This is a genomic window from Sulfitobacter geojensis (assembly GCF_000622325.1).
In the GTDB taxonomy this organism is placed as follows: Bacteria; Pseudomonadota; Alphaproteobacteria; order Rhodobacterales; family Rhodobacteraceae; genus Sulfitobacter; species Sulfitobacter geojensis.
The window spans coordinates 1,459,787-1,486,655 of sequence record NZ_JASE01000005.1; the positions used below are offsets into that span (position 1 = coordinate 1,459,787).

A 26,869-nucleotide genomic window follows, 5' to 3' on the forward strand; every position below is an offset into this window, starting at 1 on the left:
CCTCAGAGGGGAACGGGCACCATTGTCCCTTGGAGAATTGCAATCAGAGTGCTTTTCCCGTCCGCTTCCGCATGTACTTCGGAGGTGACAACACACAGACGTTTGCCGGGTTTCACTACACGCCCTGTCGCCACCAGACGATCGCCACGGGCAGGTGCCAACAGGTTGATTTTGATCTCAGCGGTCACGACCTCCATATCCATCGGTAACAGGGTCAGCGCGGCATAACCCGCAGCGGAATCGCCGATGGAAAACGTCAGACCGGCGTGGCCGAACCCTTGCTGCTGACGGCTGCCGGGAAGGATCGGTGATGCGATACGCACCAGCCCTTCCGCCACCTCAATCAATTCGGCTCCAAGCGTTTGCATCATGCTTTGTGCGGCAAAGCTATGATCTATGCGGGCGCGTGCTTCTTCGTTCATGTCGGGGTCCTTGGCATTGGAATGGCAATTGGGGTTTTGCCGGTCAACACGGCGCATGCTTCGGCGCGCATCAAGGCGCGAAACGCATTATCGCGGGTGTTCAACCCGCCGGTATAGGTGCCGTAAGCGGGTAGGATCAGCCGGTCACTGTCATATATAAACGCCGGTCGGGTGACGGTGCGCCCGCCCAAGGCAACGCTGGCCTTGGGATGATAATGCCCCGACACTTCGCCGCTGGCGCCCGCTTCGGCTATGTGGCGAAAGGTCAGCGGCGCAAGAGGCAGTTCGGCCAGGTGGCTGCCGCCAAGATCGACAGGGCCGGGATCATGATTGCCTTCGATCCAAACCCAGCGCCGGCCCGTTTGCAGACGGGTGATCCAAAGCCGCTCTTCCACGGGAAGGGCAAGGGCGGCCCCGAGATCATCAAAACTGTCGCCCAGACAAACCACCGTGCGGGCATGGGTCAAAGCCAGATCAGCCGCCAGACGGGTGAGCGTATCACGGGTTTCATAGGGCGGTAGGGAGGTGCCACCGCGCCGCGCAATGCGTTCGGATTTACCCAGATGCAAATCGCTGACGCACAGCAGCTGTTCGTCGGGCCACCACAGCGCACCGGTGTTCAATGCCTTGAGCTGCGCACCGGCGAGGGTAAAGTCGTATGTATTCATCAATTGGCCCTGCTTGGATCAAGGTCTATTTTCGCAAGACCCGAGGCTTCCATCAACCGCCGTGCCTCATCCGCCAACAGCCGTTCTTCGGCCTCGCCTTTCACGGGTACGCGGCCCATTTCAAGGAACAGGGGCGCGGCAAGCGGGGTGACGCGGGTCAGGCGACGATGGTCGATCCGGCCTTCTACGCGGTTTAGCATCTCTTCGATCCGGCCGAAATCAACCAATCCGCGCAGGGCCTCTTCGCGGGTGATTTGCAACATCAGGTGGTTGGGGTCGTATTTCTGCAAAGTGTCATACAGGATATCACTGGAAAACGTCGCTTGCCGCCCCGAGGTGCGGGCGCGCGGGCTGTTGCGTTCGATCAACCCCGCGATGGTCGCGGAGGCGCGAAACGTGCGTTTCATCACCGCGTTACCCGCAAGCCAGACGTCCAGCCCGTTGTGCAGCGCGTGAGGGTCGAACAGCGGCGCAGGATCCTCAACGGCGTCCAGCCCCCAGATCAGTGTCGCATAATCGGTGGCGACAAATCCAAGCGGCGACAGCCCCAGTTCTTCCATGCGTTTGGTCAGCAAAAGCCCAAGGGTCTGCATCCCGTTGCGCCCCGCGAACCCGTAAATCACCGTCTGTTCGCGCCCGTCATGGGGGAAGCTTTCGATCAGCAAACGACCGGGCTGGGGCAATTGGCTGACCTCGCGTTGCAGATGCAACCACTGCGCGGTGTGGGCCGGCAGTTCGGGCCAGTTTTCTTGGGTGAACATGTGTTGCACCCGGGCTGACAGCTGCGTGGATGTGGCGAATTTAGTGCCCCCAAAAGTGGCCACCTTGGGCTTTTTGGCAGCGTCGCGGCTGACTTCTACGGTCATTTCGCGCAGACCCTCGTATTTGACGATCTGGCCGCCGATCAGAAAGGTATCACCGTTGCTCAGGGTCGCGGCGAAACCTTCCTCGATCTCTCCCAGCGGTTTGCCACCACGGTTGCGTTTCATCCGCACCTTAAGCGTGTCGGTATCCTGAATGGTACCGATGTTCATGCGGATGTTGCGCGCGGCGCGCGGGTCGCGCAATTGCCAACGGCCATCGGGCAGTTGAAGCAACCGTTGCCAGCGGTCATAGGCCCGCAACGCGTAGCCCCCCGTTGCGCAAAACGACAGGCAGGCATCGAATTCTTCCCGTGACAGCGTGCTGTAGGCACCGGCAGTGGTGAACTCGGCGTAAAGCGCGTCAGCATCGAAAGGTCCGGCACAGGCGGTGATCAAAATGTGCTGGCACAACACATCACGCGGGCCGGCGCCGCGCGGTTCGCCGTCCAGTTCGCCGGCAAGCACCGCATCAAGGGCGGCGACACATTCGACAACTTCGAACCGGTTGGCCGGCACGAGCAATGCCTTGGACGGGGCGTTATAGCGGTGATTGGCACGGCCGATGCGTTGCACCAGACGTTTCACGTTTTTGGGCGCACCGATCTGGATCACAAGGTCAACGTCACCCCAGTCGATCCCCAGATCAAGGCTGCCGGTACAGACAATCGCGCGTAAATCGCCGCGTACCATCGCGGCCTCGACCCGGGTGCGTTGGTCGCGGTCGAGCGAGCCGTGATGGATGCCGATGGGCAGGCTTTCGTCATTCGCCAGCCACAGATTGTGAAAGAATATCTCGGCCTGCGCGCGTGTGTTGTGGAAGATCAGCGTGGTCTTATGTTGTTTGATCTGCTCAAGCACCGCAGGAATGGCATAGGCCGCGCCGCCCCCCGCCCAAGGCGGAGCAGCATCGGTGCGTGGCATCTGGATGTCCGGCGCGGGGCCGGGGTCGGCCAGCAGGATTTCGCAGGGGTCAGGATGGCGTGCCATTAGATGGGCGATGGCGGTGGGATCTTCGACAGTGGCGGAGAGCCCGACGCGTTTGAGATCGGGGCAAAGCGTTTGCAGCCGCGCCAGCGCGAGCATCATCTGGTCACCGCGTTTGCTTTCGGCCAATGCGTGAATTTCGTCGATCACCACCCGTTTCAGACCTTTGAACATGCGGTGTGCATCGTCGTAGCTGGTCAGCAGGGCAAGGCTTTCCGGGGTCGTCAGGAAGATATTGGGCGGATCGGCACGTTGACGTTTGCGCCGCGATTGGGGGGTGTCGCCGGTACGGTCATCAATGGTGACAGGCAGGTTCATTTCTGCAACCGGTGCTGTCAGGTTGCGTTTGATATCAGCCGCAAGGGCTTTCAAGGGCGAGATATAGAGCGTGTGCATGCCCTCGTGTGTGCCGTCCGCAAGGTCGATCAACGTGGGCAGAAAACCCGAAAGGGTTTTGCCGCCCCCCGTCGGGGCGATCAACAACAGCGCAGGGGCATCTGCACGATCCAGCATGTCCTGCTGGTGGGGGTGAATAGACCAGCCTTTGCTGGCAAACCAGTTTTGAAAAGTGGGGGGGAGAGCGTGCATGACAGAGTAGATAGCACGCGCAGGCGCGGGGGCCAGCCCCCGTCAGTAGAGCTGCCGCCTTAGGATATTGGCAAGATGGAAAGGCGCGTGCTGTGACGACCGTGTACCATGGGAGAAGAGTGTTATTTGACGATATGTTCGTCTTTCACAAACATATTGGCCCATGCGCGGTCGATCAGGTCAGGGGACATTTGATAGGGGATGCCCTCGAACTCGCAGATAGCGATCATCTGGTCGATCAGGAAGATCGGTTGATAGTTGGCGTAGATGTTGTCGATCGTCGGGAATTTGACTTTGAGCAGGTGCACCAAGGTCGCTTCGTCCAGTGGCATTTTGCGTTTGCGGGCCACCATTGCAAAGATTTTCAGAAAGTTTTCTTGATTGGGTCCGCCGATTTTGATCTTGAAAAAGATCCGCCGCAAGGCCGCTTGGTCAAAGATTTCATTCGGGTGGAAGTTGGTGGAAAAGATCACCAGCGTATCGAAAGGCACCTCGAATTTCTCGCCCGATTGCAGGGCAAGGATGTCTTTGGCTTCTTCCAGTGGAACAATCCAGCGGTTGACGATGCTTTGCGGTGGTTCTTTCTGTCGACCAAGGTCATCGACGATGAAAATCCCGCCGGTTGATTTCAGCTGAAGCGGGGCCTGATAGGTTTTGGCGGTCGGATTATAGACCAGATCAAGCATTTCAGTGGTCAATTCACCGCCGGTAATAACGGTCGGGCGTTCGCAACAAACGTACCTGCTGTCAAAACGGGTGACGCGGCGCAGGGCATTGGGATCTTCGATATTTTCGCCGGCTTTGGTGTGCACAATCGGGTCATAAACGGTAATGACCTGAGAGGCGTATTCGATGGCGTAAGGCACATAGATTTTATCGCCCAAAGCATCCCGAATACCGTTGGAGATGGAAGATTTACCATTGCCGGGCGGGCCGTACATCAGGATCGAACGGCCGGCGGAAACCGCGGGCCCAAGGTGGTCCAGCAAGCTGTCAGGCAGCACCAGATGCCCCATCGCACCGGTTAACTGGTCGCGGGTGACCTGAATGTTGCGTACGGATTGGCGTTTGACCTGTTCATAATAAACATCCAGTGGCACCGGCATCGGCCCGAAATATTCCGATTGTGCCAAGGCATCGAGCGCCCGTGCCTTACCGGCATCGGTCAACTGATAGCCCATTTCGTTGCTGTTATTGGCATTCAGCGTACCCGTCGCCTCAAGCAGGCGTTGGGTGCGGGCCATATCGACAAGTTCTTGCGTGACAGGGACCGGCAGGCATACGGCGGCGGCCAGTTCGCTCACCATCTCGACGTTTTTTCGAAAGATCGTCTTGAGGATAATATCGCGCATCATCACAAGGGGGAGTTTCATTTCCTCCAGCCGCTTGGGCGGGGGCGGGGCCATGACGGTGTTTGTTTGCATGTTCATGGTGCGGCTCCGGTGATCAGGGTTGCGCGTTATATGCGGGAACAGGGCTGAAGATGGCGTTTACAGCGGTATGCCCTGAATTTGAGACATTTTTAGGGTGAGGGGCGCGATTAACTGCCATAGAGCGCCCCGAGAATGAGATAAATCGCCAAGGCGGGGCCAAGCGCGAGGCCCATCGGGAATTTTTTGCCTTGTTCCCAGCTGGTCCAGTGCGGTGCAAGTCGGCGCAGGGGCGTGAATTTCACGCCCTTATGTGCAACTGCAGCAGCTAAAAGTGTCGCTGCAAAAAGTGCCATCAGCAGGCGCAGATCGCCAAGCGCGATAAAGGGGGCAGCGGCGGCGGCAAATTTCGCGTCGCCCGCGCCAAAGGCACCGGCCGCGTTCAGCACAATGCCAACCACCAGCACGATCACCAAGGCAGCAAGGCGCCAGAGGTAGTCGGTGAACGGCATCAAGAAGAAGCCAACAATTACAAAAACCAGCGTCAGTGCAATGACCGCCGGGTTTGTGATTTTCATCCGCGCCATATCGGTGAAGGCGACATAAAGACAGATCGGCAGGACGAAAGGCAAAAACCACATCGCATCTGTGGCATCAATCGCCACGGGCTCAGCCGTTCTCTAGGGCGCGAAGGGACCGAACCGCCGCCTCGAAGTGTTGCGGGTGGGTGTCGATGGCTTCACGCAGCAGGCCTTTGCCGGTTTCGACATCGCCCTGTTTCACCGCTGACAAGGCCATGGTGTGCAACAGCTGAGCGCGCTCTGACTGGTCCATCGGGATCACGGGCAGCGTGTAATCACGTTGCGCGGCGCGGGCCAGAATGAGGTTGTTCTTGGCGGTAAAGGAAGACCCATCCTGACGGATCGCATCGGAAAACAGCCGCTCTGCCGCAGGATAATCGCCGCGCGTCAGTTTGGAGTAACCCCAGTTGTTCATCACCGAACCGGGTGTTGTCGTCAGGCCAACAGCGGTTTGATAAAAGCTGTCCGCTTTTTTCCATTCCTTGTTGCTGTCCGCGACGATCGCTTCAAGGCGGTAGCGTTTAAAGGTTTCGTGGGTCGGCGGCACTGCATCCAATACGCGTTCTGCGCCGGCCCAATCGCCCGAGCGGATCAAGGCGTCAGCCAGTTCAACACTGTCGTCGGCATTGGCCTCGGGCATTTCGGTGACCTTTTTCCACGCGGCGGCACCTTCGGTTGCCCGCTTGGCACGCACCAGCGACGCGGCAAGCCCGCGTTGATGGTCAATCCGGTCAGGGTTGGTTGTGGTGGCGCGCTGGAAATAGGTGATCGCCTCGTTCGGGTCGGCCACTGTCAGCATCACTTCGGAAATGTCGTTGCCATCAAGTGCATCAACGTCCTGAAAGGCACGTTCCACCGTGGCGTTTGCGTCTTTTTGACCACAGCCTGCAACTGCGGTAACCCCTGCAACGCAGAGGGCCATTAGAATAGGGTGGCGCATTTTAGCGTCCTTTTACTGCTCTGCCTTAGGCCTTTTCGGCCCCGACTATTATAGTGTCGAGCTGATCAGGTAATCGCCTGAGCCTCTTCGCACCAATTTATAATTATCGTCGTCAACCCCAACAGTATCAGAATTTTCGGATTTTGCGAGCGCTAAGCGCAAATTGTCCCGGATTGCGTCACTTTCGCCATTGTCCATTGCATAGGCGCGGCGCAGGATCTGTTCCGCTTCGAGAGTTTTGCCGCGTTCCATCAGCACAACGCCCAGATTATTCCAGACTTCGGGTTGGGTGGTGTCCTTTTTCACCGCCTTGCGTAGCAGGCTTTCGGCTTGCCCCAGACGTCCCAGCCCAAGGTTTGCACTGCCCAGCCCTGACAGAACGTCAACGTCCAGCCCGTGCTCCAGTGCCGCGCGATTAAAGGATTTGATCGCCAGTTCGTACTGACCTGCGGCAATCAGGCGGTGCCCCACCTCGATCCCGTCTTCGGCAACGGCGCGTTGGTTCACGCCGGGCGCATAGACCTGTTCACCAGCCGCAGAAAAGCCGCCCGTTGAACAGGCGGCCAATCCGAGAAGTGAAAGCGAGGCCAGAGCGCCGCAAATGAAGCGCCCGAAGGATGCGTGTCTTATTGTCCGGGTCCTGACATGTTGCCCAACTGTGTGATGCCATGCACCGAAGGTCCGACCAGAATGATCAGCAACGGCGGTACGGTTAACATCATAGTGGCAAGTGTCATCTTGGTTGGCAACTTGTTTGCAGCTTCTTCGGCGCGCATCACACGTTTGTCACGCATTTCACCCGCATAGACCCGCAAGGCGTCCGAGATGGATGTACCAAAGGCGGCCGATTGCACCAGCACGGTTACAAAAGACGAGACATCCTGAACACCACAGCGTTCGCCCATATCGTTCAGAACCGTGACCTTATCCTTACCGGCTTTCATCTCATAGGCGACCACTTCAAACTCTTCTGAAAGAGCGGGATAGGAGGCTTTCAATTCTCTCGCCACGCGGACAATACACTGATCCAGAGACTGGCCCGCTTCGACGCAAACCAGCATCATGTCAAGGGAGTCGGGGAAACCGGCGGTGATCTCTTCCTTGCGCGCTTCCACGCGACGGGTCACCCAATATTTCGGCAGATAATACCCGATCGCACCCGGTCCGATGGTATAGATGATCGTTTTTTGTGTGCTTAGGCCTTCACCGCCGCCCATAAAGTTGATGTAGACCACACCGGCAAGCAGCCCGACCAGAGCAAGAGCCATCTGGGCAAAGTAGAACATGCGCACGGCATCACGGCCCTGATAACCGGCCTGACGCAGTTGTAACTGACGCGCGGACAGTTCCGCCACATCTTCAGGTTCCAGAAACTTGGCGAACTTTTGCAGCTGCTGGTTGCCATCGGCCTGTCGCAGCTGGGTCTTGCCGTCGCCCGCCTGTACTCCCCGGTTTGAGGCGCGTTTCAGTTTTTCCAGCGGGTCCTCTGGTTGTTTCACCATCATAACGACGGTCAATGCCACAAGGATCACCCCCAGCGCACCGACAATGATGATCAACCCCATCGGCCCGAGCAGGGTGGTGATTTGATTGTTGATTGCTGTCAGCATTTTGAAAATACCCCCCGGTTACACTTTGATGTCTGTAAGAATGCGCATCACGAACAGGTTGGCGCACAAGAAGATGCCGACAAGGAAACAGGCCGGAATGAACATCGGGTTGTCCATAACCTCGTCATAGTAATGCGGATCGGACACGTTGATCACGATCAGCGCGACAATGGGAAAGGCGGACAGGAATTTACCGGACCATTTCGCCTCGGCGGTGATGGCTTTCACGCGGCGGAACAGACGGAAACGTGCGCGGATCACCTTGGCCAGACCGGCAAGGATTTCGGCAAGGTTACCACCTGATTGCTGCTGGATCGTCACAGCAACCGCGAGAAAACGCAAATCCTGCATGTCCAGCCGTTCGGCCATATCCTTGAGCGCCTCGCCTACGTCACGACCATAAGCGGCTTCATCCGCGATGACGCCGAATTCAGACGCCAGCGGGTCCTGCACCTCTTTGGCCACAATGGAAATGGCACTGGAAAACGGATGACCCACACGCAAGGAACGCACCATCAGTTCAACAGCATCGGGCAGTTGTTCTTCGATCATGCCCATCCGCTTGTTCGCTTTTGACGAGACCCAGAAATAGATCGCGCCGATCCCGATCCCAACCGAAATCAAGGCGCGCACGGGCGCTTCGGTTTCCGTACCGATGGTCAGCCCCAGAAAGGCGACAACAGCCACGCCGCCCATCAACATGATCAACTGCTGCGGGCTAAATGCGATGGCCGCGCGCTGTGCCTTTTCCGACAATAGCGAATACAGCGGAATCGACTTGGAATTCATGTGCTGTTCCATCTCCTTTCGGAGCTTTTCCAACACTTCTTCGCGGCGCGTGCCTTTTTCCAGCATTTCAAGCCGGCGGTTCACGCGGCTGTTCAGGCTGATGGATTTGCCAAAGACCACAAGATACAGGCCCTCGACAAGCACCAGCACGCCGACAAAAATCAGGGCATAGATAATAGGTTCTGCACTCATTGCATTATTCCTTATTGCGCCGGTTGCGCATCAAATGGGTCACTGGGCCGCAACGGGTTCGTAGATAGAAGACGGCAGGTCATAGCCCCACATGCGGAACCGTTCCGCATAGTGGCTGCGCACGCCGGTGGCCGTGAAATGGCCGATAATTTTGTTGTCAGGGGTCAGACCTACACGCTGGTAGCGAAAGATTTCCTGCATAGAGATGACGTCACCTTCCATGCCGGTAATCTCTGTGATCGAGGTCATGCGGCGCGAGCCGTCTTGCAAACGCGAAGCCTGCACAATCAGGTTCACAGCCGATGATATCTGGGAGCGCACCGCTTTCAGGGGCATCTCGATACCGGCCATCGCGATCATGTTTTCCAAACGTGACACACCATCGCGCGCGGAGTTCGCGTGGATCGTGGTCATTGATCCATCGTGACCTGTGTTCATCGCCTGCAACATGTCGATAACTTCTTCGCCACGCGTTTCACCAACGATGATCCGGTCAGGACGCATCCGCAGGGCGTTTTTCAAACAGTCGCGCGGGGAAACTTCACCTTTGCCCTCAACGTTTGGCGGACGGCTTTCCATCCGGCCCACGTGGGTCTGTTGCAGTTGAAGTTCCGCCGTATCCTCGATCGTCAGGATACGTTCGGCGTTGTCGATGAAGGATGACAAGGCGTTAAGGGTTGTCGTTTTACCGGAACCCGTACCACCGGACACGATGACATTCAGACGGGTGGCAACGGCGGCTTGCAGATAGGCGGCCATTTCTTCGGTGAAGGCACCGAAGTTCACCAGATCATCAATGCCCAGTTTGTCCTTTTTAAACTTACGAATGGAGACGAGCGAGCCGTCAACCGCAACCGGCGGCACCATTGCGTTGAAACGCGAACCGTCCTGCAAACGGGCATCCACATATGGGTTGCTTTCATCCACACGACGCCCCACGGCCGACACGATCTTGTCGATGATGCGCAGCAGGTGGCGTTCGTCCTTGAACGTGATTTCCGTCAGTTCGAGTTTGCCGTCGCGTTCGACGAAAATCTGTTGCGGACCGTTTACCAGAATATCGTTGACCGTCTCGTCCTTGAGCAATGTCTCAAGGGGGCCAAGGCCCGTAACTTCGTCATAAAGCTCGGAGTTGAGCGTCATGCGGTCTTCGCGGTTCAAAACGATGCTTTTCTCTGCGAGGATTTCGACGGCGATCTCGTTGATCTCCTGACGCAAATCCGCTTCGCTCGCGTGTTCGAGGGCGGACAGGTTCAGGTTGTCGAGAAGCGCGCGGTGCAGTTCAAGCTTGATCTCGGACATGCGCTGCTTGCGCTTGACCTCTTTATCAACCGGTGCGGCGGCGGCAGGGGCCAGCGCCTTGCGCATCGTTTTGGCCGCTTTTGGCGCTTCGATCGGCGTAACGTTGTCAATAACCTCGACCGGCTGTTTAGCGGAGGCTTTTGCGCCGGGCTTTTTGTACTTGGAAAACATATTGTTTCTTTCCGTCAGGGTTAAGCGGCTTCGGCCTGATCATTTTTAAGGTCATGGATCGACGCGGCCAGCTTCATCAGCTCTTTGCGCAGCGGGCTTTTGGGCGCAGAGGCGGCCAGTGGCATGCCGTGATCGTTGGCTTGCGTGATCGGCTTGCCGCCGTCGGGCAGTTGCACGTCAATCGAGATTGAAAGCGATTCCGCCATGCGTTTGACGCGGCTCTTGGCGTTCAGATCGGTGAACTTTGGCGCGCGGTTCATCACATAGCGCAGTTTTTCAACCGGCAGCTCTTCGGATTGCAGCGCGCGTTTGAACCGCAGCGTGTTCTGCGCACAACGCATGTCGAGTTCGATCATCGCGAAATAGATATGCGCCATGTTCAAAACCGCTTCGGACCACTGAACTAGCGTCGAAGGCATGTCGACAATCACGTAATCGAACTGATTGCGCGCCATATCCAGGACGCGCGTCACATCTTCGGAATTGATCAGGTCGAGCGGCAGCATATCTGTAGGTGCGGTTAGCACCTGCAAGCGGTCTTCATAAGTCAGCAGGGCCTGACCAAAAATCTCTTCGTCCATGTTGTCGGTTTCGGACAGCATTTCGTAAACGACTTCGCGGCGTGGCAGGTCAAGGAACGTGGCGACTGCACCGAATTGCAGGTCCAGATCCAACAAGCAGACCGAGGGCGGATTTTTCTTGTCCACATTGGCCAGCTCCCACGCAAGGTTCACCGCCATGGTGGTCGATCCGGTGCCACCGGCAAGACCATGCACAACAATCAATGCGCCATCTTTTTGCGCGCCGGCCTTTAGGGTCGGGGCATTCGCCGGCTCGGGGGCAGGGGCCTCTTCTTCCTTGCTGACGCGCGCAATGGCTTGGGCCAATTCGCCTTCGGGCAGGGGGTAGGGTACAAATTCATCAGCGCCCTTGCGCAGCAGCGAATGCAAAGCGGCGGTCGTCATGTCTTCGGCGATCAGGATCACTTTGATGTCACGCGCTTTGGCCTGTGTGATGATCTCGCTCATCAGCACCAGATTGTCTTCGTCAGTTTCGTCCATCGCCAAGGCAATGAACTCCATCTGCTCGGCTTCAGGCTGACCAAAAAACGCCAGTGCTTCGGCAAATCCCAGATCACCCCAGCTTTCCCCCAGCGCGTCTTCCATGTCTTCGATCAACAGATCAAAGTTTTGTACGTCGCGGCTGACGGTACAGGCCACGATAGGCGCTGTTTGGGGTTGTGGCATAACACTGCTCATCATTTATATCCTTTGCTCGCAAGGGCTTGGCAAAGGCTTATCCTGCTTCTGATGTGCAGATTGTCACCCCTTGCGGTCACCCATGTCTGGCATTTTACGCAGACACATTTGTCCTATAGAGCGTGATATCGCAGGCAACTGGGGCGAGATTGGGGCCAAAAAGTTTCGATTGTTGGGTATCTTGAAACGATCCTGCCTGCGGCCGTGGATTGGTGCGGCGAGATCAAATGCCCGTCCCCTCGCGAAAAGGGGACCGGGCAGCATTTTTAAAAGGCGGTCTTAAACGGCAGCGGCGAATTAATCGACGGCCAGGGCACCTTCGCTCAGCTGCGTTGGCGGTACCGCGCTGGCGACGTAATCACGATAGATGATTTCGGCATATTTGCCGTCCAGCACTGTCGGATGACGATCCACAAAACCGTTTACTTCGGTCACGGTACGGCGGTTGCGGCGCTCACGGCCCTGCGTCACGATCAATGGCTGGGTTTCCCCGAAGGACACTACAGCTTCCAAACGGCTGCGGCTGACGCCCAACGTGCTTAGGAAACTGACAACCGCATCGGCGCGACGTTTACCAAGTGCCTTGTTAAAGCCGTTTGATCCGACGGCATCCGTATGGCCGTAAACACGGAAACGGATTTCGGGGAACTGTCTGATCCAGCTGGCCTGCTGACGCAGGATCGCCTGTGCCCTGCCATCAAGGAGCGCCGAGTTGAATTCAAACGTGACCGTTGAATCCACTTCGGATGCAAATCTGTTCGCAAGATCAAAGGTGTACTGCCGTTCGCCGGTCATGACCAAGCGGTTGTTCAGCGTCGCATTGCCAAAGTTACCCGTGTCGGTCAACGCGCCCGCTTCGCGATAAAACTGCGTGTACACGGGATCAGAGCTTTGCCCACAGCCTAGAACTGTTGCCAGTACAGCGGTGATCCCTGCAATCTTGAATTTTTTGCGCATGTGGGTTTTCATTGGTTTAATCCAGTACATACCCATATGACCCACCAAAGTCTTGTTTGGCAACCTCTCCAGCGGCACCCGTTGTCGGGGCGCGCGTATCTTCGGAGGCGCGACCAAAGAGGAACAGGTCCTTTTCAGTAGGTGGTTTGATCCGGTCGGTGGGAAGCGCAAGCGCCTCGCCCCGTGTTGGGGTGACCAGATGTGCAGTGACGATGATCACCAATTCGGTCTGGCTGCGCTGATAATCTGCCGAGCGGAAAAGTGCCCCCAGAATTGGAACGTCGCCGATCCAGGGCAGCTGGCTTGAGTTATCAACAAAGTCATCTGTCAGCAGGCCGGCAATGGCAAAGCTTTCGCCGTCGCGCAGTTCTACCGTCGAAGACGTCTCGCGCCGTGTAAAGGCCGAGATTTCGATGCCGTTGCCCAAAGCGATGCTGTTGGTCGGGTCAATCGCGGAAACCGCGGCCCGCATTTCCAGGTTGATGACATCCTTGTCCACCACACGGGGGATAAAGGCCAGTTCAACACCGTAGGGCTTGAATTTCACCGAAATCCGGCCGTTCAGCTGTGCCACGGGGACGGGATATTCACCACCGGCAAGGAATTTCGCTTCTTGACCGGATAGTGCGACAAGGTTGGGTTCCGCCAGAAAGCGCACGACGCCTTTTTGCTCCAAGGCTTCCAGCAGGATGCCCACTTGGGTCGATCCTGCGTTAAAGCCGAACAAGATCGCGCCGGCGTTCTGGTTGGATGCAGGGATGTTGCCGCCCAGTGAGGTCGCAACGCCGCCCGAGTTGTTGGTCACGCCGGAACCGCCATTGATGCCGGTGCCGCCAACGGCCCCGTTCAAGGACAAGGAAGAGCTTAGTGATTTCGACACGTTGCGCTGCATTTCAGCAAAACGGACCTTCATCATCACCTGTTGCACGCCACCGACGCTCATCAGGTTTGAAACACGTTCAGGCGCATACCGCTGGGCAAGATCCAGCGCGCGCTGCAAGCGCTGCGTCGAGGAAACAACGCCCGACAACACAATACCATCATTGGCAGTGCGTACTTCGATTTTTTCGCCCGGAAGGATCTGGCGCAGTCGCTCTTTAAATTCGGAAACGTCTGCAGCGACCCTTACGTTCACGTTGGTGATCAACTGGCCGCTGGCGTCCAACAGGGTCAGTGTGGTCAAACCGGGCGCTTTGCCCAAAACGTAAATCGTGCGGTCCGACAGGGACGAGATGTCCGCGATGCCGGGGTTGGCGATGCTGAGTTCTGCAAAAGGAATATCACTTTCCACAACAACGGCCCGGTTCATCGGAACATCAAGTGTGGAATTCGTGCCCTTTTTCACGACACGCAGCGTTTCCGCAAAGGCCGGAGCCGGAGCGGAGATTGCCAGTGGCATGACACTTAAGGACAGCCCGACAAGGGCTGCTTTCATAAATCTATCAATTTTCATGTGACCTGCCTTTTTGATCACGCCTCAAAGTAGGGTCTTTTCGCCCGTCGTTTGGATCACTCTGCGCCAAATTCATTTTTATTGCAAGAATCAAGGTGTTCGCGGGAACAGCTTATGTGGGTAAATGGCAACATAACCGAAAATGACAACAGCGCCGCGGGGATGCGGCGCTGTTTCAAGCAATTGGTTTTGCCAGAGTTTCCAGCTTGGTACGTGTCTGGCTTAGTTGGTGCAGGGGATCGGGATCTCGACCACTTCGGCACCGCGGCGTGTGCGGATCGTACAAACCTTCTCTGCCGCCACTTCCGCTTTCACAGTTTCGGCTTCGATGCCCAACAGGGAACGTTGGTCAACTTCGATGGCGGAGGCGATTGTGTCGTCTTCGGCCCCGACAAGGGAGAGGGACAGCGAACCGGTTGATTGTGCCTGCGCAAGTGCGGCCACTTGTTGGGGGCTGACGGACACGGTTACAGTGCGTGCGATCGTCGGCTCGTCATGTGTCCCACCAGCGCTCTGGTCGATGGCGATCAATTTGACTGCAGCTTCGATCAATTTTGTTACTTCACGCGATTCACTGCGCGTGCCGGTTGTGCGACCTGTCCAATAGACGTCTACCTTGTCACCGGGGCGCAAGAAACCGGAGACGCCGCTGGAAACGTCAACCTTGACGGTAAAGGCGCGTTGCCCACGTTCAAGGCGCGAAGTCAGACCGGTGTCTTCGCCGGGTTCGGTCACCTTGAGGGCCATAATCGCCTCGTCTTTTTCAATCGCCCGCAAAACCACGCGCAATTCGTCGGTGTTTTCGGGAAAGAGGGTGGCCATATCGACAAACGATCCTTCGGGGATCGCATTCTCGGGCCAGTTTACGGCCCTTACGTTTTCTTTTGTCAGGCGTTGTCCGTATTTGAGCGTACCCGTTGCAACATAAACAGTCTGGGTGGGTACAATCTTTGCCAATGCCGCCTGGGCCTGAGCGTTCGCGTACTGGTATTGCGCGATCCGATCCTTGGCCAGGTATACAGCTCCGCCAGCAAGCGCGATGCCCACCAAAAGAACCAATCCGAATACCATGCGCATGTCTCTTACCTCTTGTTACTGTGCGAGTCGGGTTTAGCCCGACGCCTATTTCGTTTTTTGAACGTGCCACATGAATGTGGCTATTTTTTGCCGGGGTGGTGAAAGGGATGCGGCGTTTGCCCGCTCGGCTTCACGGGGGGGGTACAAACCGGTAAAACCGACCCATCGGATCGGTTGTACGCTGCTTCAATCGCTTAGCTGCTACCGGGTTCGTAAGCGTCGAGCCAGGTGCCTACGCCGTCACCGACATCGTCGGTCGGACCTTGGATCGCGAAGATAGCGACCACTGCCAACCCCACAACTGCGGCAGTAAGCACGACCCAGTCGACTGTGACTGCACCGTCTTCGGATTTTGAAAACGTTTGTAATTTCTTAAACATCGAATAACCCTCTTACGAGTGAAATGGGTTCCTGCATTCGGCAAGAAAAGGGAGGCGCGCTCTAGTGCCAGAACGTGCCTCCCTCCTTAAAGTCTTATTCAGACTTTCTTAGCTAACCGCGTAGGTAGCTTATGGGGTAACCAGGTTAGGGTCACGGCCGTCAAGGAATGTGCCGGTGTTCGCTGTCAGGTTGGACGCGCCGGATTCGATGGATGAGTATGCTGCAACGGCCAGGCCAACAACGGCGGCTGTCAAAACAACCCAGTCAACTGTTACGGCGCCGTCTTCGTCTGCACGGAAGTTTTTGATAAAGTTCATCATGGTATGTCCCTCCAAGGATCATGTAGGTTTTAAGTTCCAACCCTGCCGTCCGTTGTGGCAACCGTTTCTCTCAGTTGGCTGCCTGTCCGACTTGGTATGACGCTATATAGCCCCCAGAATGGGGCACCAATTTGGCAGCAAATGTGACTTTTTCGTTTACAGGGATAAATATCGCAGGTGATCTGCTAAGTTGCTGTAATAATGAGATTAATAATGTGTTTACCGCGTCGATTTAGTTGATTAGTTCCCCTATCGCGGCGAAATATGGCGAAATCGCCACGTTCTGTGCCACGTTTGGCTGGTTTGAAAGACTGTTTTGTGGAATATTTCCGCTAAATCGAGCCGACAAGCATAACAAAAGCAGGCAGGCATGTTCCGAATTATCACTTCATCGCTTCTGGCGGGGGGCATTTGCTTGGGTAGTGCCCATGCAGAGGGGCCGAAACCCTTTGCAGACTTCAGCGCCAAACGGGTGAAGCCGCCAAAGTCGGGCAGCAAGAATCGCATTACAATCCAGATTGACCCGGCCGCACAGGTCGACGCCCCACAGGCCGAAGTGGCTTTGGCACCTTCTGGCGCGGTGACGCGGGAAACACCGGGGCAGTATGACTGGTTCTGGGACAAGGTCTCGCCGGAGGCAGCCAAGGCCGGTCCGGGACGACTGCAAACCGCGATCACTGTTCTGGCCGGTGCCACCAGCAAGGTGCCCGCACCGCGTTTGCAGCACATGCAGGACATTGCGCGCAGCAATGGCATTGATATTTTGCGCTCTACTGTTGGCACGCAGGTGTCCCCCGCTTTGGTCTTGGCTGTGATAACGGTGGAGTCTGCAGGCAAGGTGGATGCAGAAAGCAGCGCAGGGGCGCAGGGGCTGATGCAGTTGATGCCCGCCACCGCCGCCCGCTTTGGTGTCGAGGACAGTTTGTTGGCAACCCAGAACATCCGCGGCGGGGTTAAATACCTCGACTGGCTGATGGGCGAATTCGAAAACGATCCGATTCTTGTGCTGGCGGGGTATAATGCGGGGGAGGGATCGGTGCGCAAACATGAAGGCGTGCCGCCGTTCGCCGAAACACGCGATTATGTGCCCAAGGTGCTGGCCGCCTTTCAGGTGGCAAAGGGGCTGTGCCAGACACCGCCGGAATTGATCACTGATGGATGCGTCTTTGCGGCGTTAAACTGACGCAGCTGCGCTTGGCTGCGTCAGAAAGCTCATCACTACGCTAAAGACGCGCGTGATTGGGGGAGGGGGGGCAATTTGCCCACCCCTGTTTCAAACCACTGTGGCCTGTGTGGCGGCACGCAACTCTTCTTCGGTGACGCCATCGGCACATTCGACGATGCGCAAACCGCCCTCGACCACGTCCAGCACACCAAGGTCTGTGATGATCCGGTCCACCACACCTTTGCCGGTCAGCGGCAGGGTACATTCCTTCAGCACTTTGCTTTCGCCGTGTTTGTTGGCGTGATCCATTACGACGATCACGCGCCCGACACCGGCCACCAGATCCATCGCGCCGCCCATACCTTTGACCAGCTTGCCCGGAATCATCCAGTTTGCCAGATCGCCGTTTTCAGCAACTTCCATCGCGCCAAGGATCGCCGCGGCAATCTTGCCCCCACGGATCATCCCGAAAGACGTCGCTGAATCGAAGTAGGCCGTGCGGTTCAATTCAGTGATGGTCTGTTTGCCCGCGTTGATCAGGTCAGCGTCTTCTTCGCCATCAAACGGGAAAGGGCCCATGCCCAACATGCCGTTTTCGGACTGCAAGGTAATGTCCTTGTCCCCGACATAGTTCGCCACAAGCGTCGGAATGCCGATGCCAAGGTTCACATACATGCCGTCTTCCAGCTCTTGTGCCGCACGTGCGGCCATTTGGTTTCTGTCCCAAGACATCAGGCAATCCTCTCGTTAAGCGTGGCCTTGGCTGTTTCCTGCGGTGCAAGGCCAAGGTGGTTTTCAGCATAGGCGTGCAACATGGCCAGACCGAAGTCAGCGTTCATGTGGCGGTGATCCGTGTTGTTCAATGTGTCGCCATCGACGTTCGCGGCGCGATTTGCGAATTCGGGTTTGGTCGCGAAAGGCCCCGCGTTCACCGCATCAGGCTGCACCAAAAGCGCGTGACCCTTATCGGTCAAGGCTTGGCGCACGTGATCCAGCCAAAGTTCGAACACCCATGCGGCGTCCGGCCGTCCCCAGAACAGTTCCAACAGGCGGGCCATTTCATAATTTTTGGCGCGAACGACGATACTGCTGGCAGGGTAGGGGGCCATGGCAAAGGTGACGGGTTTTTCATAACCATTGAGCTGGGCAAGCGCTTCGCCAACCGACGTGACGGCAACGTTCTCGATGATCTCTTTCAGCAACCCTTCTGAAATCAGCTTGGCGCGGCCGGTGCGCACCCCTTCAAGAACGTCATGATCTTGAAGGAGCGATGTCAGGTTACCGAAGGCAAAGCGATGTCCCACCAACAGCAGATGGTCGATACCGTCGGTATGGGCCAGTTCAGCACCGTTTGTTTCGCGCACAAAGGCACGATCCTTGTCGTTGCGAAAGCTGGGGGTAAAGGTGCCGGCATCGTCCATCGACCCCATTAGAAACAAGGGGCCGCGCATGGCGAAAAAACTGACATCGATATCAGGATAGGCGCGCGCAAAATCTTCGGCCGCGTTTTTATACGCGCCGACATGGCTGGACCCTATGATCATCAGCTTGCTCATTTGCGAAACGCGTCCAGCAGTTCTTCTTCGCAGATCAGATCGTCCTGCGTTGCTGGGGTCTCGCTCTCGGCCTGTTGGCGGCGCGCCGCGCGACGCTGTTGGCGGATTTCCTTGGGTGTCTTTTTGGCCTCGCCGCTATGCGCTGTTAGGAACGCTTTCATCACCTGCCGCACGCCATAGGGTTTGACGCTGCGCATGTTGCGCTCGAAAAACTTGCCAGCTGAAGGATGCGAGGACACGATTTCAAAGCTGGGGAAATAGTCGATGTCGTCAAAGTCCTCGGCCAGTTCACCCGCGACCGTGCGCAGGACGGATTTGGAATAGGTTGTGGCAGGCAGGACATGTGCGCCGCTGGCTGTTGCGGTCAAGGGCACGGGGCTTACTGTCAGCAAAAACTTCACATTCGGATTCGCGGCCTGAAAAATCTTGCGCACCATCAGAAAATCCTTGCGGATTTCAGCGGCGCGAAAGTTTACAAAGCTGTGCACTTCAGGGTCAATTTCTCCCGCAATCGTGCCGGGGGCGGTTGGATAGATCGTGCCGCTTGGCGTGTGCTGCCATGTCTCGGTCAGACCAAGGGTAAAAACGACCATGCCGGTGCTGGCCACCGCTTCCTGAATTGCGCGCAAGTGATGCTCGCGGGCCTCGCGCACATATTCAGCCGTGGCCAGACCGCCAGGCGTAACGCCCGGGCGCATGGCATCATAAAACATCCCGTCCTTTTCCCAAATCGGATCGGCAGGATGGAATTTTCCAAAGGCTTCTTGCAGCAGCTGTAAGAATTGTCGCACGGTATAGATGTTGCCAAACCGCGCCGAATACAGCCGGTAACCGTGTTTCTGCGCCAGATCGGCAGGGACGAAAGCCGGCAAGGGTTCCGTGTCGAGCACGTTATATCCGGCCTGCGCAAGGGTGCGCCCGACATGTTGGGCGAAACAACTGCCTGCCGTGAAAATCGGCAACTGCTTGTCGATGGTGTATTTGGGCCGGTAAATATCGGGCGGCGGATATGAACCGGCTTCGACCACACCGGCGCGCCAGAACGCGCGGTCCTCCAACCCCTGATAGGGGCTGACGGGCGTGGCGGATGCAGGTTTCTTGGCCATGATGCCGGTTTACGCCCTTTGCCGGACGGTGCGCTGTTCGATCCGTTTTTCGTGATCACCCTGAATAATGCGGTGCACATAGATGCCGGGCAGGTGGATCATATCGGGGTCCAGCGACCCTGTCGGAACGATCTCTTCAACCTCGACAACGCAAACCTTGCCGCACATGGCAGCCGGCGGATTAAAGTTGCGTGCTGTTTTGCGAAACACCAGATTGCCGGTTTCATCCGCTTTCCACGCTTTCACGATGGACAGATCGGCCACGATACCTTCTTCAAGGATATAGTCCTGACCGTTGAAATTCTTGACCTCTTTGCCCTCGGCAATCACGGTGCCCACGCCGGTCTTGGTGTAAAACCCGGGAATACCACAGCCGCCCGCCCGCATCCGTTCGGCCAATGTGCCCTGCGGGTTGAATTCAAGCTCCAGTTCGCCGGACAGATACTGGCGCATGAACTCTGCGTTCTCGCCCACATAAGAGCTGATCATCTTTTTGACCTGCTTGGTCTGCAACAGAATGCCGATGCCAAAATCGTCGACGCCTGCATTGTTTGATGCAAACGTCAGATTTTTCGCGCCGTTTTCCTTGATCGCCTGCAGCAGCAGTTCAGGAATGCCGCAAAGGCCGAAACCGCCCGAAGCAATCAGCATCCCGTCCGAAAGGACACCATCCAGTGCTTCAGCAGCCGAGCCATAGACTTTTTTCATCGGTGTTCCCTCTTCGCAGGTCAAAGTTAATTAACCTGTTTGTGACGCTGCGACGCGGCGGTGTCAAATGGTCACAAGAGGAAATCGGTCAGATAATGCGAACCTGCGTGCCAACAGGACAGAGCGCAAAGAGTTCTTCGATCTGGTAGTTATAAAGCCCGATACAGCCGTCCGAGGACCGCCGCCCGATTTTGCGCGTGTCCTGCGTGCCGTGGATGATGTAGGCAGGCCATCCCAGATACATCGCATGGGTGCCCAACGGGTTGTCCGGGCCGGGGGGCATATATTTGTAGTCGGGAAACCGCTCCATCATCGATGCGGTCGGGGTCCAGTCGGGGCCGACTTTCTTGCGCATGATCTTGGTGTAACCGCGCTTGGTCAGCTCTTCGGTCGCGGGAACAGAGGTGGGATAGACGCGGTAATCGCTGGCATCACTGTTCCAGTAATGCAGCGCACGTGAACTGGTGTCCGCAACAATGGCCGATTTGCCCAATGTGTCAAAATGATCGCGCCAGTCCTGCGCCACAAAGCTTGTGGCGTTGCGCCGGACACCTGCGGCGTCATCGGTTTGCGCTCTGACAAATGAAGGGGTGAAAAGGGCCGCGGTGCCGCTTGCGATAAGCGCACGTCGCGTAAAGGGTGATCCTGCCATTGCTCTGCCTTTCGTCGTTTTTTGACGGTGTCGCATTGCCGGCTGGCAGGATCAAATCACAAAGAGATGAGGCGGGCGGCAACAACCGCCCCTGTCTTAGGCCTCGTCGTCTTTTTTGGCCGTTGCTTCTTTCTTAGCAGCAGGTTTCTTGGCTGCTGGCTTTTTTGCAGCCGGCTTTTTCGCAGCTGTCGTCTTGGCGGTCGCCTTTTTGGGCGCGGCTTTTTTCTTTGCCGGCGCCTTTTTCTTGGCTGCAGGTTTCTTTTTTCCCGCCTTTTCTGCCCGCTCGTCGATCAAGTGCACCGCCTGATCCATGGTCAGTTCTTCAGGATCAATGGTGTCGGGGATCGTTGCGTTGATCTTTTCCCATTTCACATATGGGCCGTACTTGCCCTTCATCACATTGACCGGACCACCGGCTGCCGGATGTTCACCCAATTCGCGCAGCGGTTTTGCGGCTGCACCGCGCCCGCCGCGGCTGGCAACCTTTTCAGCCAGCAATTGGACGGCGCGGTTCATGCCAACGGTAAATACCTCGTCAATATCGCCGAGGTTGGCGTTGGTGCCCCCGCGATCAGAGGTGCTGGGCGCGTGTTTAAGGTAGGGACCGTAGCGCCCGATGTTGGACCAGACCATGATCCCGTCTTCGGGGTGTGGCCCGATTTCACGAGGCAGGGACAAGAGCATCAGCGCGCGCTCCAACTCCAGCTCTTCTGGTGGCCATTCCTTTGGCACCGACTGGCGTGGCGGTTTCTTGTTCTCTTCTGTCACTTCGCCGCGCTGGACATAAGGACCGAAGCGCCCCTTGAACACGCGAATTTCATCGCCATCATCCGAGCCCAGCAATTTCCCTTCCGGCGGAATTGCGGAGGCTTCGGCCTCCGGGTTTGGCGGGCCGAACGGACGGGTGTAGCGACATTCCGGGTACGCGGAGCAGCCGATAAACGCCCCGCCGGAACGTGCGGTGCGCATCGACAAACGCCCGTTGCCGCAATTTGGGCAGAGCCGTGGGTCGCCGCCGTCTTCCAAAGGCGGGAACAGATGCGGTTCAAGCACCTCGTTAATTTTTTCCAGCACTTCCGTGATGCGCAGGTCAGCGGTTTCGGCAATGGCCGCAGAAAAATCACGCCAGAAACGGGTCAACACGTCCTTATAATCCGCGTCGTTTGCGGACACCTTATCCAGCTGGTCCTCAAGGTCGGCGGTGAAATCATACCCGATGTATTTGCGGAAATAGTTTTCCAGGAAGGCTGTGACCAGTCGCCCCTTGTCCTCGGGGATCAACCGCTGGCCCTCGCGGCGCACATAGCCGCGGTCCTGAATCGTCGTGACGATGCTGGCATAGGTTGAGGGGCGCCCGATGCCCAGTTCTTCCATACGTTTCACCAGCGTCGCTTCGGTGTAGCGTGGCGGCGGCTGGGTGAAATGCTGTTCCGGCGTGATGCTGCTTTTGGCGGTTTTATCCCCTTGGGCGATCTGGGGCAGGCGTTTGTCGTCGTCATCCACGACCACGTCATCGCGACCTTCTTCGTAAACGCGCAAGAAACCGTCAAACAGCACAACCTGACCCGTGGCGCGCAGGCCGACTTGCTCGTCCTTGCTGCCGATGTCGACAGTGGTACGCTCCATGCGCGCAGATTCCATCTGACAGGCCAATGTCCGTTTCCAGATCAGATCATAAAGTTTCGCCTGATCGGATTCCAGTTTCAGCGAGGGCGCGTCCTTGGCCATGTCCGTCGGGCGCACACATTCGTGGGCTTCCTGCGCGTTCTTGGCTTTGTTTTTATAAATACGCGGGGCGCTGGGCACATATTCCGCGCCGTAACGCGACTTGATCGCGTCGCGCGCCATTTCCACGGCCTCAGGTGCCATGTCGATGCCATCCGTCCGCATATAGGTAATGTGGCCTGCTTCGTACAAGCGCTGCGCGGTCGACATTGTGGCCTTGGCCCCCATACCGAATTTGCGGCTCGCTTCCTGTTGCAAGGTGGAGGTCATAAACGGCGCTGAGGGGTTGCGTGTGGTGGGTTTCGCCTCAACGCTTGTCACGCTCAGATCGCGGCTGTTGATTGCCTGCACCGCCATTTCGGCCTGCGTACTGTCGGACAGATCGAATTTATCCAGCTTTTTGCCAGCCAGCGTGGTCAGCCGTGCCTCGAACTCCTGACCGCGCGGTGTCGACAGGATCGCCTTGACGGTCCAGTACTCGCGGGCGCGGAAAACCTCGATCTCCATCTCGCGCTCTACAATGATGCGCAGGGTCACTGATTGCACGCGCCCTGCGGATTTCGCACCGGGCAGTTTACGCCACAACACAGGCGAAAGGTTGAACCCAACCAGATAATCGAGCGCACGGCGGGCGAGGTAGGCTTCGACCAGCGGCATGTCGACCTCACGCGGGTTCGCCATGGCTTCGGTCACCGCCTTTTTGGTGATCTGGTTGAACACCACGCGGCTAACGGGGGTGTCTTTCTTGATGGATTTGCGCTTGGTCAGCGCCTCTTGCAGGTGCCAGCTGATCGCCTCGCCCTCGCGGTCGGGGTCGGTTGCGAGAATCAGTTCGTTGTCACCGGCAAGTGCGTCGGCAATGGCTTTGACGTGTTTTTTGCTGGTGCTTGCGACTTCCCACTTCATGTCGAAATCGTTGTCGGTATCGACAGATCCGTCTTTCGGGGGCAGGTCGCGCACATGCCCGTATGAGGCGAGTACAGTATAATTATCGCCAAGATATTTGTTGATCGTTTTGGCCTTAGCCGGGGATTCGACAACAACTACGGGCATAGATTTAAGCACCTTACGTGAGAATTTGTGGCGGTCTTTGCGCTGTCACATGTGGGATGGCGGGGGGTATTGTCAATGCGCGAGCTGTGTGTGCATTACCGATATCACCGGAAATGGGGCGCGATTTCGGGCGCTAAAACAGGTCGCGCAGCAGTTTTGTCGGTGCCGGTGCAGCGCGATTTTCCCGGCTCAATCGACCTTGCACAATAACCCGCCTGCCTGTCGGGCAATCTGGCCGTCAAGTTCAAGATCCACCAAAACCGGTGCCACCGCTGCGGCGGGTGCACGCAAGTCACGGATCAACTGATCCTCCGCAATGGGGGAGGGGCCAAGGCGGGCCAGGATTTGGGAATGGAGTGCTGCGTGTTCTTGCAGGCTGCGTTTTTTTACAGAGGCGGCGATGGGCGCAAGCGGCACTTCCGGTTGCGACGGCGTGCCGAGCACCTCAAGCACGTCAGCGGCAGAGCGGATCAGTGTGGCCCCGTCGCGCAACAACATATTGCAGCCGGACGCGCGTGCGTCAAAGGGGTGGCCGGGCACGGCCAGAACATCACGCCCCTGATCAAGCGCATCGCGCGCGGTGATCAGACTGCCGGATTTTGCGGCGGCCTCTACCACAACCGTGGCCCGCGCAAGACCGGAGATAATCCGGTTGCGGCTGGGAAAGTGCCGCGCAAAGGGTTGCAACCCCATGGGTTGTTCGGACAGGCGCAGGCCGGATTTTGCAATTGCATGGGCAAGATCGGTGTTTTCGGCCGGATACATGACATCAACGCCGCCGGCCTGAACTGCGATTGTGCCGGTGGGCAGGGCCGCGTTATGGGCGGCAGCGTCAATACCGCGAGCAAGCCCCGACACCACAACATATCCCGCAGCGCCCAGATCACGGGCCAGGGATTTCGCCATCCGTGTGCCGAGCGATGATGCATTTCGCGCACCGACCAGCGACACCATGGGCCGGGCAAGCAAAGCGCAATCCCCCAGCACCCAAAGAAACGGCGGCGCATCGTCAATTTCAGAAAGGGTTGAGGGATAGTGGTGATCGCCAAAGGCGACAAGTCGTGCACCAGCCGCACGGCCGTTGCGCAATTCAGCCTGAACCACAGCTTCTGGACAAATCGTATAGTCAGAAACGCCCGCGGCACGCGCTACCTCAGGTAGCGCGGCCAGCGCGTTCTGCGCAGTGCCGTGTTCAATCAGCAGTCGTTTATACGTTGCAATGCCAACCCGGCGGGAGCGCAACAGACGGAGACGGGCAAACTGTTCGTCTTCCGGGGTGGGTGGGAGTGGGGGGTGAGTGGAAGAAGGATAGTGCTCCTTGTCAGTCATCCCGCGTCTCCGTCTGTTGCTAGAATCAGGTATAAATCGCGGTGGTTAACAGGGCATGAACAAACTATGCCCAATCTCCCTTAGCTTGGCGCGGTTCGGTTAAGCATGATCTTCATGCCGCAGATCCCCCCACTGTCAGCCCGCCAATCATCAATGTCGGCTGGCCGACGCCCACCGGTACCCATTGCCCCTGTTTGCCGCAATTGCCCATCCCGGGATCAAGGGCCGGATCATTGCCGATGGCGCGGATTTGTTTCAGCGCAGTTGCTCCGTCGCCAATCAGTGTCGCCCCTTTGACAGGGGCACCGACCACACCGTTTTCGACACGGTAGGCTTCGGTGCAGGAAAAAACGAATTTGCCATTGGTGATATCGACCTGACCACCGCCGAATCCTACGGCGTAAATCCCGTCTTTCAAATCCGCCACGATGTCACCCGGCGCCGTATCTCCGCCCAACATATAGGTGTTGGTCATCCTTGGCATAGGGATATGCGCATAGGACTGCCGCCGCCCGTTGCCGGTGCTGCGCACGCCCATCAGCCGCGCGTTCTGACGGTCTTGCATATAGCCAACCAGTTTGCCGTCTTCGATCAACACATTTTTGGCGCTGGGCGTGCCCTCGTCGTCGACAGAGATTGACCCACGCCGGTCGGGAATCGTGCCGTCGTCCAGAACCGTTACCCCTTTGGCTGCAATCTGCTGGCCCATCAGGCCGGCAAAAGCCGAGCTGCCCTTGCGGTTGAAATCGCCTTCCAAGCCGTGACCAATCGCTTCATGCAGCAAAATACCGGGCCAGCCGGGGCCAAGGACCACGTCCATCACACCGGCAGGGGCGGGCACCGCTGCAAGGTTCACGACAGCGATCCGCAAGGCTTCGCGGGTTTTGGCCTGCCAGTCGGCCGGTGCCAGCATGCCATCTAGACCAATGCGCCCGCCGCCGCCTGCCGTGCCACTTTCACGCCGCCCATCCTGTTCCACAATAATCGACACGTTCACACGCGTCATAGGGCGAATATCGCGCACCGATGTGCCCTCGGGGCGCAAAATCTCTACCTCTTGCAGGCTGGCGGCGATGCTCGCGCTCACTTGCACGACACGGGCATCAAGGCTGCGGGCAAAATCGTCAATCTCGCGAAGTGTCTCTACTTTTACTGGGAATGCCGCACCTTCGATTGGATCCGCATCTGTATACAGCTTTTTGTTCGTGCCTTCCGGTGCATCTGCCCATGTGCCGCCCCCGTCCCCTACGGCCAGTCGCGCCGTCTCTGCCGCGCGGCGCAAAGCCTGTTCAGAGATTTCTGTCGAATGGGCATATCCTGCAACTTCACCGCGCACCGCCCGCAGGCCGAACCCCTCTGAGGCATCATAGCTGGCGGTTTTAAGCCGCCCGTCATCAAACATCAGCGCTTCGGAACGGCGGCGTTCGAAAAACAACTCGCCGTCATCTGCACCTTGCGTGGCGTTGCGCAGCACGGAAAGGGCGGTGTCGCGGTCCAGATCGTCTTTAAACGGCGAAAAGGGCGTATGGGTCATGAAACTATCCTGTATTTGAAACGCGTTTTGCGCCTTCGCGTCCGTTTGACGCAATCGAAAGACTTTATCTTGAGGATAGAATATGATTGTAAGCGTCAAGAAGACAACGGCAGG

General features: G+C 57.3%; 25 protein-coding genes. 1 reads left to right on the forward strand and 24 read right to left on the reverse strand.

The features are described 5' to 3' along the window. Positions 1 to 2: 2 nt before the first annotated feature. The 16 genes from Z947_RS0109150 to Z947_RS0109225 all read right to left on the reverse strand — a co-directional run bounded on the left by Z947_RS0109150 (position 3) and on the right by Z947_RS0109225 (position 15,927). Positions 3 to 422: a PaaI family thioesterase gene (locus tag Z947_RS0109150; protein ID WP_025044005.1), complete on the reverse strand. Its 420-nt coding sequence runs from the start codon at positions 420 to 422 to the stop codon at positions 3 to 5. Beyond that, positions 419 to 1,090 carry a ligase-associated DNA damage response endonuclease PdeM gene (pdeM, locus tag Z947_RS0109155; protein ID WP_025044006.1) on the reverse strand — a complete coding sequence of 224 codons (672 nt, stop codon included), beginning with the start codon at positions 1,088 to 1,090 and terminating at the stop codon, positions 419 to 421. Before pdeM ends, Z947_RS0109150 begins: the two co-directional genes overlap by 4 nt. Continuing rightward, positions 1,090 to 3,525 carry a ligase-associated DNA damage response DEXH box helicase gene (locus Z947_RS0109160; RefSeq protein WP_025044007.1) on the reverse strand — a complete coding sequence of 812 codons (2,436 nt, stop codon included), beginning with the start codon at positions 3,523 to 3,525 and terminating at the stop codon, positions 1,090 to 1,092. The genes pdeM and Z947_RS0109160 overlap by 1 nt, the downstream gene beginning before the upstream one ends. A gap of 122 nt (positions 3,526 to 3,647) precedes the next feature. Beyond that, complete coding sequence (locus Z947_RS0109165) at positions 3,648 to 4,955, reverse strand: ATPase (RefSeq protein ID WP_025044008.1); 1,308 nt, start codon at positions 4,953 to 4,955, stop codon at positions 3,648 to 3,650. Positions 4,956 to 5,065: 110 nt separating this feature from the next. Then, a complete protein-coding gene (locus Z947_RS0109170) occupies positions 5,066 to 5,536 on the reverse strand; it encodes a prepilin peptidase (RefSeq protein ID WP_179453276.1) in 471 nt (156 codons plus the stop codon). A 28-nt stretch (positions 5,537 to 5,564) separates the two neighbouring features. Further along, positions 5,565 to 6,416: a tetratricopeptide repeat protein gene (locus Z947_RS0109175; RefSeq protein ID WP_025044010.1), complete on the reverse strand. Its 852-nt coding sequence runs from the start codon at positions 6,414 to 6,416 to the stop codon at positions 5,565 to 5,567. 48 nt (positions 6,417 to 6,464) lie between these two features. Beyond that, a complete protein-coding gene (locus tag Z947_RS0109180) occupies positions 6,465 to 7,019 on the reverse strand; it encodes a tetratricopeptide repeat protein (RefSeq protein ID WP_179453277.1) in 555 nt (184 codons plus the stop codon). 23 nt (positions 7,020 to 7,042) lie between these two features. Further along, a complete protein-coding gene (locus tag Z947_RS0109185) occupies positions 7,043 to 8,026 on the reverse strand; it encodes a type II secretion system F family protein (RefSeq protein WP_169737473.1) in 984 nt (327 codons plus the stop codon). An 18-nt stretch (positions 8,027 to 8,044) separates the two neighbouring features. Continuing rightward, positions 8,045 to 9,007 (reverse strand): type II secretion system F family protein, encoded by a 963-nt coding sequence (locus Z947_RS0109190; protein ID WP_025044013.1) that lies wholly within the window; start codon positions 9,005 to 9,007, stop codon positions 8,045 to 8,047. 39 nt (positions 9,008 to 9,046) lie between these two features. Next, on the reverse strand, positions 9,047 to 10,480 hold the full coding sequence (locus Z947_RS0109195) for a TadA family conjugal transfer-associated ATPase (protein WP_025044014.1): 1,434 nt from the start codon (positions 10,478 to 10,480) through the stop codon (positions 9,047 to 9,049). A 20-nt stretch (positions 10,481 to 10,500) separates the two neighbouring features. Next, the gene (locus Z947_RS0109200; RefSeq protein WP_025044015.1) at positions 10,501 to 11,739 is read right to left on the reverse strand and encodes a CpaE/TadZ family protein; all 1,239 of its coding nucleotides are present in this window, start codon (positions 11,737 to 11,739) and stop codon (positions 10,501 to 10,503) included. A gap of 297 nt (positions 11,740 to 12,036) precedes the next feature. Next, positions 12,037 to 12,726, reverse strand: a complete 690-nt coding sequence (locus Z947_RS0109205; protein WP_025044016.1) for an OmpA family protein — start codon at positions 12,724 to 12,726, stop codon at positions 12,037 to 12,039. Further along, entirely contained in the window at positions 12,713 to 14,149 is a 1,437-nt protein-coding gene (locus tag Z947_RS0109210) for a type II and III secretion system protein family protein (RefSeq protein WP_025044017.1), read from the reverse strand. Before Z947_RS0109210 ends, Z947_RS0109205 begins: the two co-directional genes overlap by 14 nt. A gap of 222 nt (positions 14,150 to 14,371) precedes the next feature. Beyond that, a complete protein-coding gene (gene cpaB, locus Z947_RS0109215; RefSeq protein WP_025044018.1) occupies positions 14,372 to 15,226 on the reverse strand; it encodes a Flp pilus assembly protein CpaB in 855 nt (284 codons plus the stop codon). Positions 15,227 to 15,420: 194 nt separating this feature from the next. After that, positions 15,421 to 15,606, reverse strand: coding sequence for a hypothetical protein (locus Z947_RS0109220; RefSeq protein WP_025044019.1), 186 nt, complete (start codon positions 15,604 to 15,606; stop codon positions 15,421 to 15,423). Positions 15,607 to 15,735: 129 nt separating this feature from the next. Beyond that, a complete protein-coding gene (locus Z947_RS0109225; protein ID WP_025044020.1) occupies positions 15,736 to 15,927 on the reverse strand; it encodes a hypothetical protein in 192 nt (63 codons plus the stop codon). Positions 15,928 to 16,297: 370 nt separating this feature from the next. Between Z947_RS0109225 and Z947_RS0109230 the strand changes: the two genes are divergently transcribed. Further along, positions 16,298 to 17,110 carry a lytic transglycosylase domain-containing protein gene (locus Z947_RS0109230; RefSeq protein ID WP_025044021.1) on the forward strand — a complete coding sequence of 271 codons (813 nt, stop codon included), beginning with the start codon at positions 16,298 to 16,300 and terminating at the stop codon, positions 17,108 to 17,110. Between the two features lie 90 nt (positions 17,111 to 17,200). Here Z947_RS0109230 and Z947_RS0109235 read toward each other — a convergent pair whose 3' ends face one another. The 8 genes from Z947_RS0109235 to tldD all read right to left on the reverse strand — a co-directional run bounded on the left by Z947_RS0109235 (position 17,201) and on the right by tldD (position 26,755). Next, a complete protein-coding gene (locus Z947_RS0109235; RefSeq protein WP_025044022.1) occupies positions 17,201 to 17,824 on the reverse strand; it encodes a 3-oxoacid CoA-transferase subunit B in 624 nt (207 codons plus the stop codon). After that, complete coding sequence (locus tag Z947_RS0109240) at positions 17,824 to 18,636, reverse strand: hypothetical protein (RefSeq protein ID WP_156026639.1); 813 nt, start codon at positions 18,634 to 18,636, stop codon at positions 17,824 to 17,826. Before Z947_RS0109240 ends, Z947_RS0109235 begins: the two co-directional genes overlap by 1 nt. A gap of 8 nt (positions 18,637 to 18,644) precedes the next feature. Then, entirely contained in the window at positions 18,645 to 19,754 is a 1,110-nt protein-coding gene (locus tag Z947_RS0109245) for a GSCFA domain-containing protein (protein ID WP_025044024.1), read from the reverse strand. Between the two features lie 9 nt (positions 19,755 to 19,763). Continuing rightward, complete coding sequence (locus tag Z947_RS0109250) at positions 19,764 to 20,462, reverse strand: CoA transferase subunit A (protein ID WP_025044025.1); 699 nt, start codon at positions 20,460 to 20,462, stop codon at positions 19,764 to 19,766. A gap of 88 nt (positions 20,463 to 20,550) precedes the next feature. Then, entirely contained in the window at positions 20,551 to 21,114 is a 564-nt protein-coding gene (locus Z947_RS0109255; RefSeq protein WP_025044026.1) for a L,D-transpeptidase, read from the reverse strand. 96 nt (positions 21,115 to 21,210) lie between these two features. Then, complete coding sequence (gene topA / locus Z947_RS0109260) at positions 21,211 to 23,892, reverse strand: type I DNA topoisomerase (RefSeq protein ID WP_025044027.1); 2,682 nt, start codon at positions 23,890 to 23,892, stop codon at positions 21,211 to 21,213. A gap of 189 nt (positions 23,893 to 24,081) precedes the next feature. Continuing rightward, positions 24,082 to 25,221, reverse strand: a complete 1,140-nt coding sequence (dprA, locus tag Z947_RS0109265) for a DNA-processing protein DprA (RefSeq protein ID WP_025044028.1) — start codon at positions 25,219 to 25,221, stop codon at positions 24,082 to 24,084. 112 nt (positions 25,222 to 25,333) lie between these two features. Further along, positions 25,334 to 26,755, reverse strand: coding sequence for a metalloprotease TldD (gene tldD / locus Z947_RS0109270; RefSeq protein WP_025044029.1), 1,422 nt, complete (start codon positions 26,753 to 26,755; stop codon positions 25,334 to 25,336). Positions 26,756 to 26,869 lie beyond the last annotated feature (114 nt).

Bases quoted from the DNA above. Each gene is read 5' to 3' on its own strand.
- Z947_RS0109225 (WP_025044020.1), bottom strand. From the start codon at position 15,927: ATGATGAACTTTATCAAAAACTTCCGTGCAGACGAAGACGGCGCCGTA.
- pdeM (WP_025044006.1), bottom strand. From the start codon at position 1,090: ATGAATACATACGACTTTACCCTCGCCGGTGCGCAGCTCAAGGCATTG.
- Z947_RS0109175 (WP_025044010.1), bottom strand. From the start codon at position 6,416: ATGCGCCACCCTATTCTAATGGCCCTCTGCGTTGCAGGGGTTACCGCA.
- Z947_RS0109165 (WP_025044008.1), bottom strand. From the start codon at position 4,955: ATGAACATGCAAACAAACACCGTCATGGCCCCGCCCCCGCCCAAGCGG.
- Z947_RS0109240 (WP_156026639.1), bottom strand. From the start codon at position 18,636: ATGATCATAGGGTCCAGCCATGTCGGCGCGTATAAAAACGCGGCCGAA.
- Z947_RS0109250 (WP_025044025.1), bottom strand. From the start codon at position 20,462: ATGAAAAAAGTCTATGGCTCGGCTGCTGAAGCACTGGATGGTGTCCTT.
- cpaB (WP_025044018.1), bottom strand. From the start codon at position 15,226: ATGCGCATGGTATTCGGATTGGTTCTTTTGGTGGGCATCGCGCTTGCT.
- Z947_RS0109150 (WP_025044005.1), bottom strand. From the start codon at position 422: ATGAACGAAGAAGCACGCGCCCGCATAGATCATAGCTTTGCCGCACAA.
- Z947_RS0109245 (WP_025044024.1), bottom strand. From the start codon at position 19,754: ATGGCCAAGAAACCTGCATCCGCCACGCCCGTCAGCCCCTATCAGGGG.
- Z947_RS0109190 (WP_025044013.1), bottom strand. From the start codon at position 9,007: ATGAGTGCAGAACCTATTATCTATGCCCTGATTTTTGTCGGCGTGCTG.
- Z947_RS0109185 (WP_169737473.1), bottom strand. From the start codon at position 8,026: ATGCTGACAGCAATCAACAATCAAATCACCACCCTGCTCGGGCCGATG.
- Z947_RS0109160 (WP_025044007.1), bottom strand. From the start codon at position 3,525: ATGCACGCTCTCCCCCCCACTTTTCAAAACTGGTTTGCCAGCAAAGGC.
- Z947_RS0109230 (WP_025044021.1), top strand. From the start codon at position 16,298: ATGTTCCGAATTATCACTTCATCGCTTCTGGCGGGGGGCATTTGCTTG.
- Z947_RS0109255 (WP_025044026.1), bottom strand. From the start codon at position 21,114: ATGGCAGGATCACCCTTTACGCGACGTGCGCTTATCGCAAGCGGCACC.
- Z947_RS0109210 (WP_025044017.1), bottom strand. From the start codon at position 14,149: ATGAAAATTGATAGATTTATGAAAGCAGCCCTTGTCGGGCTGTCCTTA.
- Z947_RS0109170 (WP_179453276.1), bottom strand. From the start codon at position 5,536: ATGTGGTTTTTGCCTTTCGTCCTGCCGATCTGTCTTTATGTCGCCTTC.
- Z947_RS0109200 (WP_025044015.1), bottom strand. From the start codon at position 11,739: ATGAGCAGTGTTATGCCACAACCCCAAACAGCGCCTATCGTGGCCTGT.
- dprA (WP_025044028.1), bottom strand. From the start codon at position 25,221: ATGACTGACAAGGAGCACTATCCTTCTTCCACTCACCCCCCACTCCCA.
- Z947_RS0109220 (WP_025044019.1), bottom strand. From the start codon at position 15,606: ATGTTTAAGAAATTACAAACGTTTTCAAAATCCGAAGACGGTGCAGTC.
- topA (WP_025044027.1), bottom strand. From the start codon at position 23,892: ATGCCCGTAGTTGTTGTCGAATCCCCGGCTAAGGCCAAAACGATCAAC.
- Z947_RS0109235 (WP_025044022.1), bottom strand. From the start codon at position 17,824: ATGTCTTGGGACAGAAACCAAATGGCCGCACGTGCGGCACAAGAGCTG.
- Z947_RS0109195 (WP_025044014.1), bottom strand. From the start codon at position 10,480: ATGTTTTCCAAGTACAAAAAGCCCGGCGCAAAAGCCTCCGCTAAACAG.
- tldD (WP_025044029.1), bottom strand. From the start codon at position 26,755: ATGACCCATACGCCCTTTTCGCCGTTTAAAGACGATCTGGACCGCGAC.
- Z947_RS0109205 (WP_025044016.1), bottom strand. From the start codon at position 12,726: ATGTACTGGATTAAACCAATGAAAACCCACATGCGCAAAAAATTCAAG.